At 71.2% G+C, this 14054-nt stretch carries 11 protein-coding genes; 4 read left to right on the top strand and 7 right to left on the bottom strand.

The genetic code is table 11. The features are described 5' to 3' along the window. Positions 1-73: 73 nt before the first annotated feature. Positions 74-721, bottom strand: a complete 648-nt coding sequence (locus ACTHMF_RS08595; protein ID WP_440317110.1) for a DNA-3-methyladenine glycosylase I — start codon at positions 719-721, stop codon at positions 74-76. Then, entirely contained in the window at positions 718-1209 is a 492-nt protein-coding gene (locus tag ACTHMF_RS08590) for a methylated-DNA--[protein]-cysteine S-methyltransferase (RefSeq protein WP_440317109.1), read from the bottom strand. Before ACTHMF_RS08590 ends, ACTHMF_RS08595 begins: the two co-directional genes overlap by 4 nt. 130 nt (positions 1210-1339) lie before the next feature. On the opposite strand from ACTHMF_RS08590, the gene ACTHMF_RS08585 reads away from it, so the two are divergent. Beyond that, positions 1340-2122: a DUF1206 domain-containing protein gene (locus ACTHMF_RS08585; protein WP_440317108.1), complete on the top strand. Its 783-nt coding sequence runs from the start codon at positions 1340-1342 to the stop codon at positions 2120-2122. An 18-nt stretch (positions 2123-2140) separates the two neighbouring features. On the opposite strand, the gene ACTHMF_RS08580 is transcribed toward ACTHMF_RS08585, so the two are convergent. The 4 genes from ACTHMF_RS08580 to ACTHMF_RS08565 form a co-directional block, all read right to left on the bottom strand. Further along, on the bottom strand, positions 2141-4111 hold the full coding sequence (locus ACTHMF_RS08580; RefSeq protein ID WP_440317107.1) for an ABC transporter ATP-binding protein: 1971 nt from the start codon (positions 4109-4111) through the stop codon (positions 2141-2143). Continuing rightward, the gene (locus ACTHMF_RS08575; protein ID WP_440317106.1) at positions 4108-5841 is read right to left on the bottom strand and encodes an ABC transporter ATP-binding protein; all 1734 of its coding nucleotides are present in this window, start codon (positions 5839-5841) and stop codon (positions 4108-4110) included. Before ACTHMF_RS08575 ends, ACTHMF_RS08580 begins: the two co-directional genes overlap by 4 nt. A gap of 13 nt (positions 5842-5854) precedes the next feature. After that, complete coding sequence (locus tag ACTHMF_RS08570) at positions 5855-6463, bottom strand: TetR/AcrR family transcriptional regulator (RefSeq protein ID WP_440317105.1); 609 nt, start codon at positions 6461-6463, stop codon at positions 5855-5857. Between the two features lie 144 nt (positions 6464-6607). Then, on the bottom strand, positions 6608-7579 hold the full coding sequence (locus tag ACTHMF_RS08565; RefSeq protein WP_440317104.1) for an aldo/keto reductase: 972 nt from the start codon (positions 7577-7579) through the stop codon (positions 6608-6610). Positions 7580-7716: 137 nt separating this feature from the next. Between ACTHMF_RS08565 and nusA the strand changes: the two genes are divergently transcribed. Continuing rightward, a complete protein-coding gene (nusA, locus tag ACTHMF_RS08560) occupies positions 7717-8724 on the top strand; it encodes a transcription termination factor NusA (RefSeq protein WP_314148214.1) in 1008 nt (335 codons plus the stop codon). 54 nt (positions 8725-8778) lie between these two features. On the opposite strand, the gene ACTHMF_RS08555 is transcribed toward nusA, so the two are convergent. Further along, the gene (locus ACTHMF_RS08555) at positions 8779-11256 is read right to left on the bottom strand and encodes a cell wall-binding repeat-containing protein (protein ID WP_440317103.1); all 2478 of its coding nucleotides are present in this window, start codon (positions 11254-11256) and stop codon (positions 8779-8781) included. Positions 11257-11339: 83 nt separating this feature from the next. Between ACTHMF_RS08555 and ACTHMF_RS08550 the strand changes: the two genes are divergently transcribed. Then, entirely contained in the window at positions 11340-11666 is a 327-nt protein-coding gene (locus ACTHMF_RS08550; protein ID WP_440317102.1) for a YlxR family protein, read from the top strand. A 105-nt stretch (positions 11667-11771) separates the two neighbouring features. Then, positions 11772-14054: translation initiation factor IF-2 (gene infB / locus ACTHMF_RS08545; RefSeq protein ID WP_440317101.1), on the top strand; the 2283-nt coding region annotated here is incomplete at its 3' end.

The following is a 14054-nucleotide window of genomic DNA, read 5'->3' as shown; positions in this document are numbered from 1 at the left end:
GGGCTCCGGCCCCGAGGGGCACGCTGTCGTCGCCTTCGCATCCGAAGGCGGCGACGACGTGCCCCTCGCGTGTTCAGCCGTCGGCGCGGAAGCAGCCCTCGAAGTGGTCGTCCACCATGCCGGTCGCCTGCATCAGGGCGTACATCGTGGTGGGGCCGACGAAGCGGAACCCGCGGCGGCGGAGCTCCGTGCTCATGGCCGTCGACTCCGCCGTCACGGCGGGGACCTCGGACCACGCGCGCGGCCGGGACGGCGAGGGCGGCGGGGCGAAGCCCCACATGAGCTCATCGAGCGGAACATCCAGCGCGAGCACGGCCCGTGCGTTCGAGATGGTCGCCTCGATCTTGCCGCGGTGGCGGATGATCCGCTCGTCCTGCAGGAGACGCTCGACGTCGGACTCCGTCATCGCGGCGACCGTCTGCGGGTCGAAGCCGTCGAAGACCTCGCGGAAGGCGGGCCGGCGGCGCAGGATGGTGATCCAGGAGAGCCCGGCCTGGAAGCCCTCCAGGCACATCTTCTCGTAGAGGGCGCGCGGATCGTGCTGCGGCCGACCCCACTCCTCGTCGTGGTAGCGGCGGTACTCCGCGTCGCTCGCGGACCACGAGCAGCGCGCGCGGCCGTCGTCGCCGACGACGACAGCCTCCCGAACCGGGGAGTCGCGCGCGGGGGAGGGTGCAGGGGAGGCGGCGGGGGAGTTTCCGTCCGTTTCGGTGGTGCTCATGCGGCCAGCGTGATCCCCTCGTGCTCCAGCAGCCACAGCTTGGTGGGGATGCCCTCCCCGCCGCTGTAGCCGGTGATCTTGCCGGTGGAGGACAGCACGCGGTGGCAGCCGATGATGATCGGCACCGGGTTGGCGCCGACCGCGCCGCCGATCGCGCGGCCGTAGCCGGGGTGGCCGAGCGCGAGCCCGAGCTCGCCGTACGTGGTGAGGCTGCCGTACTCGAGCGACGCCAGGCGCTCCCACACCGCCGTGCGGAACGGGGTGCCCGTGAGGCGCACCGGGATGTCGAAGGCGCGTCGCTCGCCCGCGAAGTACTCGCCGAGCTGCGCCGCGGCGTCGTCGAGCACGGCGGTGCCGCGCTCGTCCTGCTCGTCGTTGGGGAGGACGCAGCCGCGCGCGATGGCGAGGGAGGTGATCGCCTCACCGTCGCTCGTGAGCTCGATGCGCCCGATGGGGCTCGCTGTGCGGAGAAGATACGAACTGCTCATGGGTCGACTCTACGGGCGGCCCCCGACAGCCACTCGCGGAAATCGGACATTGGGGACAACTGCCCGCGCGGCCTCCGCTGTGGAGGAGGATGCGCTGCCGCTCGGCCCGCGCGCGGCGTACGGTGCAGTCATGACTTCCCCATCCCGGGCCGCCGCCCGCGTCGAGCACAGCACGACCGTGCGGGTCCTCGCACGCGTGGGGCTGGCCTCCATCGGCATCCTGCACATTCTGATCGGCGGCTTGGCGCTCGCGGTGGCGTTCGGCTCGGGCGGGAACGCCGACCAGTCGGGCGCGCTGCAGGCGCTCGTCGCGGTTCCCGGCGGGCTGTTCGCCGTCTGGCTGATCATCGTCGGGCTGATCACGCTCGCGCTCTGGCAGATCCTCGTTGCCGTCACCGCGCGGAGCCTGGGAACCCGGGCGCTGGAGATCACCAAGTGCGTCGTCTACGCCGCGCTGGCCGTGGTTGCGATCTCCATCGCCTCGGGCGGATCGCACGACGCGTCGTCCTCCGAGCGCACGATGAGCGCTCGCCTGCTCGCGATGCCCGGCGGCGTGTTCGTGCTCGCGATCATCGGTCTGGCCATCGTCGCCACCGGCATCGGCTTCATCCGCAACGGCGCCACGCACCGCTTCGAGCGCGACCTGCGCCTCCCGCCGAACCGGCTCGCCGGCGTCATCACCGTCCTCGGCCGCGTCGGCTACATCGCGAAGGGGATCGCACTGCTGCTCGTGGGCGGCCTGGTGGTCTTCGGCGCGGTCACATACGACCCGTCGAAGGCCGGCGGGCTGGACGGCAGCCTCAAGGCGCTCACGCAGGTGCCGTACGGCGTCGTGCTGCTGGTGCTGATCGCCCTCGGCCTGATCGCCTACGGCGTGTTCTGGTGCGTCCGCGCCGTCGGCGCCCGGCTCTAGGCGTCGCGCGCAGTCCCCCTACGCCTCCTCCTCCGCCGGCGCCGCGAACTGCGCGTTGTAGAGCGAGTAGTAGGCGCCGCCGCGCGCCAGCAGCTCCGCGTGCGTGCCCTGCTCGACGATCTGCCCCGACTCCATCACCAGGATGAGATCGGCGTCGCGGATGGTGGAGAGCCGGTGCGCGATCACGAACGAGGTGCGGTCCGCGCGCAGCGCGCTCATCGCCTTCTGCACCAGCAGCTCGGTCCTGGTGTCCACCGAGGACGTCGCCTCGTCGAGGATGAGGACGCTCGGCCGGGCGAGGAACGCGCGCGCGATCGTCAGCAGCTGCTTCTCGCCCGCCGAGACGTTCGAGCCCTCGTCGTCAAGCACGGTGTCGTAGCCGTCGGGGAGCGAGTGCACGAAGCGGTCGACGTAGGTCGCGCGCGCCGCGTCCATGATCTCCTCCTCCGTCGCACCCGGCCTGCCGTACGCGATGTTCTCGCGGATCGTGCCCTTGAACAGCCAGGTGTCCTGCAGCACCATCCCCATCCGGCTGCGCAGATCGTTCCTCGTCATGGACGCGATGTCGATTCCGTCCAGGGTGATCCGGCCGCCGTCCAGCTCGTAGAACCGCATCATGAGGTTGACCAGCGTCGTCTTGCCCGCGCCGGTCGGCCCGACGATCGCGACCGTCTGGCCCGGCTCGGCGACGAGCGAGAGGTGCTCGATGAGCGGCTTCTCCTCGACGTAGCGGAACGACACGTCCTCGAACGCCAGCCGGCCCTTCGTGCCGTGCGGGCTCTGCGGCGCGGCCGGGTCGGTCCGCTGCTCGTCGGCGTCCAGCAGCTCGAAGACCCGCTCCGCGCTCGCGACGCCGGACTGCAGCAGGTTGGCCATCGATCCCAGCTGGGTCAGCGGCTGGGTGAACTGGCGGGAGTACTGGATGAACGCGGTCACGTCGCCCAGCTGCATCGCGCCGTTCGCGACCTGCAGGCCGCCGACGACCGCGATGGCGACGTACATCAGGTTGCCGACGAACATCATGGACGGCATGATCAGCCCCGAGATGAACTGGGCGCCGAAGCTGGCCCGGTACATCTCCTGGTTCTTCTCGCGGAAGCGCTCCTCCACCTCGCGGCGCCTGCCGAACACCTTCACCAGCGAGTGGCCGGTGAAGGCCTCCTCGATCTGGCCGTTCAGCTCGCCGGTATTGCGCCACTGTGCGACGAACAGCCGTTGCGAGCGCTTGGCGATCACGGTCGTCACGACCAGCGTGAGCGGGATGGTGATCAGCGCGATCACGGCGAGCAGCGGGGAGATGACGAACATCAGCACCACCACGCCGATCACCGTCAGCAGCGAGGTGAGCAGCTGGCTCATCGTCTGCTGCAGGGTCTGCGAGATGTTGTCGATGTCGTTGGTCACCCGGCTGAGCAGCTCGCCGCGCTGCATCCCGTCGAAGTACTTCAGCGGGAGCCGATGGATCTTGTCCTCGACGTCGGCGCGCAGCCGGTACACCGTGCGCTGGGTGACCCCGTTCAGCACGTACGCCTGCAGGTAGCTGAACACCGACGACGCGATGTAGAGCGCGAGCACCCAGAGCAGGATGTGGCCGACCGCGGCGAAGTCGATGCCGGCGCCCGGCGTGAACGTCATCCCGGAGAGCAGATCGGCGAGCTGGCTGTTCCCGGACGCCTTGACGCCCGCGATCACCTGCGCCTGCGTCATGCCCTTCGGGAACTGCGCGGACACCGCCCCGGCGAAGACCAGGTTGATCGCGTTGCCGAGCAGCTTCGGGCCGAGCACGGCGAAGACGACGCTCACCACCGCGAGCAGGGTGACGAAGACGATGGCGACCGCCTCCGGACGCAGCCGGGCGGCGAGGCGCTTGGCCGACGGGCCGAAGTTCAGGGACTTCTCGCCCGGCATCGCCATGCCGCCGAATGGTCCTCCTCCTCCCGGACCGCGCCGGACGGGCGGGCGGGCGGGTGTCGACGTGTCCCGGCTCATGCCGCCTCCTCAGCCGTCAGCTGCGACGAGACGATCTCCGCGTAGGTCGGGTTCGTCTCCACGAGCTGCTCGTGGGTTCCGCGCCCGACGACCCTGCCGTCCTCGAGCACGATGATCTGGTCGGCGTCCACGATGGTGGACACCCGCTGGGCCACGACGATCATCGTCGCCCCCGCCGCGCTCCTGGCCAGCGCCGCGCGCAGCCGCGCGTCGGTCGCCGTGTCCAGCGCGGAGAACGAGTCGTCGAAGATGTAGATCTCGGGCTGCCGCACGAGGGCGCGCGCGATCGCGAGGCGCTGGCGCTGCCCTCCGGAGACGTTCGTGCCGCCCTGCGCGATCGGGCCGTCGAGACCCTCCGGCATGGCCGACACGAAGTCCTTCGCCTGGGCGATCTCGAGGGCGTGCCAGAGTTCGTCGTCGGTGGCGTCGGGGTTGCCGTAGCGGAGGTTGCTCGCGACGGTGCCGGAGAACAGGTACGGCTTCTGCGGGATCAGGCCGATGCGCGACCAGAGCAGCTCCGGGTCCAGCTCCGCCACGTCGACGCCGTCGACGAGGACGATCCCGCTCGTGGCGTCGAACAGCCGGGGGATGAGGTTGATGAGCGTCGTCTTGCCGGCGCCGGTGGAGCCGATGATGGCCGTCGTCTTGCCGCTCTCGGCGAAGAAGGTCACGTCGCTGAGCACCGGCCGCTCCGCGCCCGGATAGGAGAAGCTCACGTCGACGAACTCGACGGTGCCGTGCGCGTCGACGGCGGTCACCGGGTCGTCCGCCGCCCGCACGGACGGCTCCGTCCCGAGCACCTCGCCGATGCGGTCCGCGCACACGGCGGCGCGCGGGACGAGCACCGCCATCATGGTCGACATCATCACGCCCATCAGGATCTGCATGAGGTACTGCAGGAAGGCGGTGAGCGTCCCGATCTGCATCGACCCGTCGGCGATGCGGAAACCGCCGAACCAGATCACGGCGACGCTCGAGACGTTGAGCACCAGCATCACGATCGGGAACATCAGCGCGAACAGCCGGCCGGCCCGCAGCGCGGTGTCCGTCACCTCGTCGTTCGCGGTGCGGAACCGGTCGGTCTCCACCTGCTCGCGCACGAACGCGCGGATCACCCGGATGCCGGTCAGCTGCTCGCGCAGCACCCGGTTCACGCGGTCGATCCGCTCCTGCATCATCCGGAACAGCGGCACCATCCTGACGATGATGATGCCGACCGCGATGAGCAGCACGGGCACGCTGACCGCGATCAGCCAGGACAGCTCCAGGTCCTGCTGCATCGCGAGGACGATGCCGCCGATCGCGAGGATGGGCGCGGACACCAGCAGGGTGCAGGTCATCAGGACGAGCATCTGCACCTGCTGCACGTCGTTGGTGTTCCTGGTGATCAGGGACGGCGCGCCGAACCGGGCGACCTCGCGCTCGGAGAACTCGCCGACCCGGTGGAAGATCGCGCCGCGCAGGTCGCGGCCGACCAGCATCGCGACCTTGGCGCCGAAGTACACGGCGGTGATCGCGCAGGCGATCTGCACGAGCGTCACGCCGAGCATCTCGGCCCCGACCGCGATGATGTAGGCGGTGTCGCCCTTGGCGATGCCGTTGTCGGTGATCTGGGCGTTCAGCGTCGGCAGCCAGAGCGAGAGCAGCGACTGCGCGAGCTGGAAGACGACCACCCCGATCAGGAGCGGCCAGTGCGGCCGGAGGTACCGGCCGAGCAGTTTCAGAAGCATCGTGCCTCGGATCTCAGAGTGGGCGGGTGGGGGTGGCGGCGTCCTCGGTGCGGCCGGCGAGGCCGGTGAGGACGATCCTGGTGAGCTCGTCGACGCTGAACTCCACGCCCTCGTTGAGCGCGGGGAACGAGGAGGCGAACGCGAGGAGCCGGAGGATGTAGGCGGCGCGGCGCGGCGGCCAGTTCAGCCGCTCCGCCTCCGGCGCGAGGACGCCCTCGATGATGGAGGCGAACTCGGCGCGCTCCTGGGGAACGGGGGGCCGCTCCGCGCCGACGACCGCGAGCATCCGGAACACGCTGCGGAACCGCTCCTGCATGAGCAGGATGATCGCGCGCACCTTGTGCTCGAGCGGCAGGGCGGGGTCGATGCAGCGCAGCGCCTCGCGCAGCGGCTCGGGGTCGAGGTGCTTCTCGATCGCGGCCTGGACGAGCGAGTCCTTGTCGGCGAACACGCGGAAGATCGTGCCCTCGGCGATCCCGGCCGCCTCGGCGATCTGCCGCGTGGTGACGTCCCGGCCGTTGGCGACGAGCAGCGGGATGACGGCGTCGATGATCATCGCGCGGCGGTCGTCGGGGGAGAGCGGCTGCGCGCGCGTCCTCGTGGCGGGGGCGGCGTCTGTCACGCGGGCGAGCCTACGCGGAGTGAGCGCTCACTCACAACAATGCAAGCGTTCGCCCAGAGCGAACACCGCCTGCGTCTGTCCCCATTCGGTACGTCTGCGCCCTGCTCGAGCAGGGCCGGGTGTACCGAACGGGCACGGTCGCCGTCAGGAGGCGCGGGCGAAGATGTCCGAGATGGTGGCGACGTCCTCGGCGGTCGGCGCCCAGGCGGTCGCCGCCTCCGCGTTCGCGACGATCTGCTCGGGCTTCGTGGCGCCCGCGATCACGCTGGTCAGTCCCGGCTGGGCGAGCAGCCACGCGAACGTGGCGGCGAGCATGCTGACGCCGCGCTCGTCGCAGAACGCCTGGTAGCGCTCGATCCTGTCCCACGGCGCGTTGTCGAGCAGGTGCTTGCGGATCATCATGATCCGGCTGTCCGCCGGGCCGCCCTCGCGGCTGAACTTGCCGGTGAAGAGGCCGTTGTAGAGCGGGAAGTAGGGCAGGAAGCCGAGCGCGTACGCGTTCACGGCCGGCAGCACCTCGTCCTCGGCGCCGCGCACCAGGAGGCTGTACTCGTTCTGCGCCGAGATGAACCGGGGGTGGCCGTTGAGCCGCGCGGTGTACTCGGCGTCCGCCACCTGCCAGCCCGCGAGGTTCGAGTGGCCGATGTAGCGGATCTTTCCCTCGGCGATCAGGTCGTCGAGGGTCGCGATGGTCTCCTCGATCGGCGTCAGCGGGTCCGGCTGGTGCAGCTGGTACAGGTCGATCCAGTCCGTGCGCAGCCGGCGCAGCGACGCCTCGACGGCGAGCCGGATGTAGCGGCGCGATCCGCGGGCGCCCCAGTCCGGTCCGTTCGTGCCGGCCATGTCCATCCCGAACTTCGTCGCCAGGACGATGCGGTCGCGCTTGCCCGCCAGCGCCGCCCCCATCAGCGTCTCGGAGAGACCGCGCTCCTTGCCGTAGATATCTGCGGTGTCGAAGAAGGTCACACCGGCGTCGATGGCGGCGTCGATGACCGCGTTCGTGCCCTCCTGGGTCTCGGTGGCCGTCCCCGCCCTCCCGAAGTTGTTGCAGCCGAGGCCGATGGTGGAGACGACGAGGCCGGAGTCGCCGAGGGTGCGGTATTCGATGTTCGCCATGCCTCCGAGTCTAGGCAGGCGGCGCACCGCGGCGACGGCGCTCTCCCGCTCCCACCCCGCAGGAATCTCGGGTACCGTAGTGAGTCGAGTCCGCTGCGCCATCGCGCGGCGGCGAGATCTGAATAGAGGAGGCCGGCATGGACATCGACCTCAGCGTCTTGCGTCTCATGGAGCGCGAGAAGGAGATCCCGTTCGACGAGCTGGTGCAGATCATCGAACAGGCGATCCTGACCGCCTATCTGAAGCACACCAACCAGGCCGACCACCGGCACGGGCACGGCGACACGCCGCCCGCCGCACGCGTGCACCTGGACCGCAAGACGGGGCATGTCACCGTCTACGTCCCGGAGCGGGACGAGGAGGGCAACGTCATCGGCGAGGCCGAGGACAGCCCGAGCGACTTCGGCCGCATCGCGGCGTTCGCCGCCAAGCAGGTGATCAACCAGCGGCTGCGCGACATCGCGGACGACGCCGTGCTCGGCGAGTTCCGCGGCAGGGAGGGCGACATCGTCGCCGGCGTCATCCAGCAGGGTCCGAACCCGCGGATGATCCACGTCGACCTCGGCAGCGTCGAGGCCATCCTGCCACCGGAGGAGCAGGTGCCAGGCGAGGAGTACACGCACGGGTCGCGCATCCGCGTGTACGTCACGAGCGTCGCGAAGGGACCGAAGGGTCCGTCGATCACCGTCTCCCGCACGCACCCGGCGCTCGTGCGCAAGCTGTTCGCGCTCGAGGTCCCGGAGATCGCGAGCGGCGTCGTCGAGATCGTCTCGCTGGCGCGCGAGGCCGGCCACCGCACCAAGATCGCGGTGCGGGCGACCGAGCCCGGCGTGAACGCCAAGGGCGCGTGCATCGGCGAGCTCGGCCAGCGCGTGCGCGCGGTCACGGCGGAGCTGAACAACGAGAAGATCGACATCGTCGACTACTCGCCGGACCTCGCGACCTTCGTCTCGAGCGCGCTCTCGCCCGCCAAGGTCACGAGCGCCTTCGTGATCGACGAGAACCTGAAGGCGGTGCGCGCTCTGGTGCCCGACTACCAGCTCTCGCTCGCGATCGGCAAGGAGGGCCAGAACGCCCGCCTGGCCGCGAAGCTGACCGGCGCGAAGATCGACATCCAGCCCGACTCCATCCTCGACAGGGACTAGCCCGCCCCGCAGGCCCCCGCCCGGCAAGCCCCGGCCCGGCAGGCCCCCGGGCGGCTAGTGGACGTAGGGGGCGAGGGCGGACTGGACGGCGGTGCTGACCGAGGCGGTACCGCCGACGAGGGTGATGTGGTGCGGCGCGAGGCGCTGCAGGGCGGAGCCCACGGTCGAAGGGACGGCGGTCGGTGTCGTCAGCAGCAGCGGGACGCCCTGCGTACCGGCGGCGGCCGTGGCGGACAGGGCGTCGGTGAACGTCGTGCCCGTGGCGACGAACGCGTTCGTCGGGCCGGTGCCGAAGCGACCGGCGACGGCGGCGCTGACGGCGTAGCGATCGGCGCCGCCCAGTCGCGTCACGCTGCCGGAGGTGTAGCCGTCGAGCGCGGAGAGCACCGCGTCCGAGACGCTGCCGGGTCCGCCGACGACGACGATCGACGACGGCGTCAGCCGCTTCAGCTCCGCGTCGATCGAGGCGGGGATGCCCGAGTGCGTCACGAGCAGCACCGGGGCTCCCGCGGTCCGCGCCGCGAGGGCGCCGGCGGACAGCGCGTCCGCGAAGACCTCGCCGGAGACGACGTAGGCGACCGTGCCGGTGGACGCGGTGGCGCGCGAGATCGCTGCGCTCGTCGTGTAGCGGTCCGGGCCGGCGATCCTGGTCACGGTGCCCGTCGTGAAGCCGCGAAGCGCGGTCTGCACGCCGTCGGACACGGAGCCGGTTCCGCCCAGCACCACGATCCGCCCGGGATGCAGCCGGCGCAGCTCGGTCTGGATCGCGCCGGGGATCGACGTCGCGTTCGCCAGGAGCATCGGTCCGCCCGCGCGTCCCGCGGCCGGTGCGCCGGAGACGGCGTCGGTGAACTCGAGGCCGGAGGCGACGTATGCCACCGGGACACCGGCGGCGAACGTGGACGCGGAGACCTCGGCGCTGACCTCGTACCGATCGGCGCCGGCGAGGCGGCTGACCTTCTGGGCCCCGGCGGGGAGCGCGAAGGCGCGGAGCTTGCCGCCGCCGTCCGGGAAGTACAGGCGCCCGTTCGCGACGATCGGGCTCTGCCAGTGCAGTCCGGACGCCCCGGCGGCGTCGGTCCACAGCTGTTTCCCCGTCGTGGGATCGAGGGCGCGGACTCCCGCCTTCGACAGGTAGTAGAGCACCCCGCCAGCGACGATCGGCGTCGTCCCGCCGGTCGTCGACGTCCAGACCGGCACCAGGGCCGGCTTCCCGCCCGCGCCCGCCTGCAGCCGGAGGCCGGCGATCCCGTTGTTGTTCGCGATCAGCACCCACGAGGTGCCCGTCGCCGTGTCGACCCAGTTCGCGGGCTGGGTGAGCACCTGGCCGCCTTGCGGGACCGCGATCGACTGGAGCTCGCCGCCGAGTGCGCCGGCGTGCCCGGTGCCGCTCAGGTTGGCGGTGTTCAGCAGGCGGATCTTCGCGTCCTTGCCGGACTGCACCGCCAGGTGCGGCACGGACGAGCCGGAGGGCGCTGTCACCACCTGCGGCGCCGTGCTGCCGAGGTCGAGGTCCTGGGTGTCGAGGTCACGCTCGTTGGACGGGGTGTAGCTGTCCACCGGGCCGCCTCCGGCGCCGCTGCCGTCCGGGTTGATCGCGAGCACGCTGTCGCCCCAGTTGTGCGCGCCGTCGAAGGTCGCGTTGCCGGTGGAGAACAGCACGCGGTTCGTCCCGGCGTCGTAGACGACGCTCGGTCGCGCCCACACCGCGGACTGGACCTTCGCGCAGTCGGTCGCCGGCGCGGGGGCGAAGTGGACGGTCAGATCGCTGCACAGCGTGTTGAACACGCGCTGCGCGCCGGAGCCGAGGTCGATCGTCGTCACGTGACCCTGGTAGTCGCCGCGGTCGCCGGGGTAGCCGCCGTTCGACGCGTACAGGTAGCTGTGGCCGGCCACCGTGGCGATGGAGAGCGCAGGCGACATCTTCTCGTCCCACGGCTTCGCGGTCGTCCGCTCCGGCCAGCCGCCGGTGCGGACCTCCGTGCCGGTGCCGATGGCGTACTTGTGCACCGCCCCGTCCAGTCCGTAGCTGTAGACCCAGGCGCCGCCGGGATCGATGGCGGGGGAGGAGGTGGTGTAGCAGGGCGTCGAGCCGTTGTTGATGCGGCACGTCCCCGGCCCGTTCTGGTGCGACCAGACGGTCGCCCCCGTCGCGGCGTCGAGCGCGACGATCCAGCCGTCCTTCGTCGTCACGAACAGCAGATCCCGGGTGCCGCCCGCGGTGGACACGCCGGGCTGGAGCACGGCGGAGCCGTCGGAGGTCCCCGGCAGCGTCGCCGTGAAGAGCGGGGCGAGCGAGCCGACGGTCCCCGGCACCAGCTGCGTCTCCGCGTCGTTTGCGCCCGTGTGAGACGGGCCGTTGCCGAACTGCGTCCACGCCGTCGTCGCCGCGGACGCGGGCGGCGGGGCGGCGCCGAACGGCGTCAGGCCGACGGCCGCGACGGCGCCGATCGCGAGAGCGAGAAGGCCGGAGCGCGCGCTCCGTCGTCTCTTCGTCGTGACTCCCGGCACAGGCCGGATCGATACGGACATGTCCCCTCCCCGCGATCGCTCCCGGCCAGTGTCCGTCCGACTTCGCCTCAGTGCTAGCCCCGGGAGCGGATCCGCCGGCGGCGATGACTCCCGGAGACCGGCTAGCCTGGATGCAGCGCCACGCCGCCGGTTCGGCGCACGCGCGCCGGAGGGGTAAGATGGAAGCTGTCAGAACGTGCGTCGGATGCCGTTCTCGCGCTCCCCGGTCCTCTCTTCTGAGGGTCGTCGTCCGGAATTCGGAACTCGTGGCGGACACCTCCGCCACTCTCCCCGGACGGGGCGCGTGGCTGCATCCGGTCGACGGGTGTCTCGACATCGCCCTCAAACGCCGTGCCTTCGGGCGCGCGCTGCGGGTGGACGGGACTCCCGACCCGACGGCCCTGAAGGGCCTACTTACGAGAACAGGCTGAAGAAGCAGTGACTTCACATGAGTGACAACCGATGAGCGGCTCGAAATGAGTACCGTCCGCAACTAACGCCTGCCCTGTCCGGGGTGGGCCCCAGACAGGAGAATTGTGGCTGCAAAACCACGCGTACACGAGGTCGCGAGCGAGCTCGGCGTCGACACCAAGGTCGCGCTCGCGAAGCTCAAGGAGATGGGCGAGTTCGTCAAGGGACCGTCCTCCAGCATCGAGCCCCCGGTGGTGCGGAAGCTCCGCGCCGCCCTGGAGGCCGAGGGACACACCGCCGACAAGGCCTCCGCCGGTGCGAAGGCGGAGGCGCCGAAGAGCGACGCCCCGCGTCCCGGCGCGCCGCGCCCGCAGACCCCGGGCGGCTCCGCCGGCCCGAAGCCGCAGGCGCCGATGTCGGTGGCCGAGCGTCAGGCCGCTGCCGAGAAGGCGGCGGCGGAGAAGGCTGCGGCTGAGAAGGCCGCGGCGGACAAGGCCGTGTCCGCGGCCGCGCCCGCCGACGGAGCGAAGGGCGACGCGGTCAAGCCGGCGGCCCCGCGTCCCGGTGGCGGCAGCATCCCGCGCCCGGGCGCCCCGCGCCCCGGCAACAACCCGTACTCGAGCAACCAGGGCATGGGCCAGCGGCCCAGCACCCCGCGACCGGGCAACAACCCGTTCTCGAGCTCGCAGGGCATGGGCCAGCGCCCGAGCCCCGGCAACATCCCGCGTCCGGCTCCGCCGCGCCCGGGTTCGCCGCGCATCGGCGCCCCCGGCCAGGGCGGCAACCGTCCCGGCCAGCGCCAGGGCGGTGGCGGCGGCGGTCGTCCCGGCTTCCAGCAGCGCCCGGGCGGCGCGGGCGGCGGCGGCGGCTTCCAGCGTCCCGGCGGCGCAGGCACCGGCGGCGGCTTCGGCGGCCCGCGTCCGGGCGGCGGCGGTGGCCGCGGTCGTGGACCGGGCGGCGGAACGGCCGGCGCGTTCGGCCGTGGCGGCGGCAAGTCCAAGGCACGCAAGTCGAAGCGCGCGAAGCGCCAGGAATTCGAGATGCGGGAGGCCCCGTCGCTGGGCGGCGTGACCGTTCCCCGCGGCAGCGGCGACACCACCATCCGGCTCCGCCGTGGCTCGTCCATCTCGGACTTCGCCGACAAGATCGACGCGAACCCCGCGTCGCTGGTCACCGTGCTCTTCCACCTGGGCGAGATGGCGACCGCGACCGAGTCCCTCGACGAGGCGACCTTCCAGATCCTCGGCGAGGAGCTGGGCTACAAGATCCAGGTCGTCTCCCCGGAGGACGAGGACCGCGAGCTGCTCGAGGGCTTCGACATCGACCTCGACGCCGAGCTGGAGGCCGAGTCCGACGAGGACCTCGAGATCCGCCCGCCGGTGGTCACCGTCATGGGCCACGTCGACCACGGTAAGACGCGACTGCTCGACGCCATCCGCAACGCGAACGTCGTTGCGGGCGAGGCCGGCGGCATCACCCAGCACATCGGTGCGTACCAGGTGTGGACAGAGCACGATGGGCTGGAGCGCGCGATCACCTTCATCGACACCCCTGGTCACGAGGCGTTCACCGCCATGCGTGCCCGTGGTGCGCAGGTGACCGACATCGCGATCCTGGTGGTCGCGGCCGACGACGGCATCATGCCGCAGACGATCGAGGCGCTCAACCACGCCCAGGCGGCGAACGTGCCGATCGTGGTCGCGGTCAACAAGATCGACAAGCCGGAGGCGAACCCCGCCAAGGTGCGCCAGCAGCTCACCGAGTTCGGCCTGGTGGCCGAGGAGTACGGCGGCGACGTCATGTTCGTCGACGTCTCCGCGCGGAACAACATCGGCATCGACGACCTGCTCGACGCCGTGCTGCTCACCGCGGACGCGGGTCTCGACCTGCGCGCGAACCCGAACAAGGACGCGCGCGGTGTCGCGATCGAGGCCAAGCTCGACAAGGGCCGCGGCGCCGTGGCGACCGTGCTCATCCAGTCCGGAACGCTGCGCGTCGGCGACGCGATCGTGGCGGGCACCGCCTACGGCCGTGTCCGCGCGATGGTGGACGAGAACGGCGACGCGGTCGCCGAGGCCGCCCCGTCGCGTCCGGTCCAGGTGCAGGGTCTCTCCAGCGTCCCGCGCGCAGGCGACACCTTCATCGTCACCGAGGAGGACCGCACCGCCCGCCAGATCGCCGAGAAGCGCGAGGCGGCGGAGCGCAACGCGCAGCTGGCCAAGGCCCGCAAGCGCATCTCGCTCGAGGACTTCACCCGGGCCCTGGAGGAGGGCAAGGTCGAGGCGCTCAACCTCATCATCAAGGGCGACGTGTCCGGTGCCGTGGAGGCGCTGGAGGAGTCGCTCATGAAGATCGAGGTGGACGACTCGGTCCAGCTCCGCATCCTGCACCGCGGCGTCGGCGCGATC

The organism is Leifsonia sp. (genome assembly GCF_051955155.1).
GTDB lineage: Bacteria > Actinomycetota > Actinomycetes > Actinomycetales > Microbacteriaceae > Leifsonia.
Note: the sequence above shows the minus strand (reverse complement) of the source record. Positions and strands in the feature narration are given on the sequence as shown.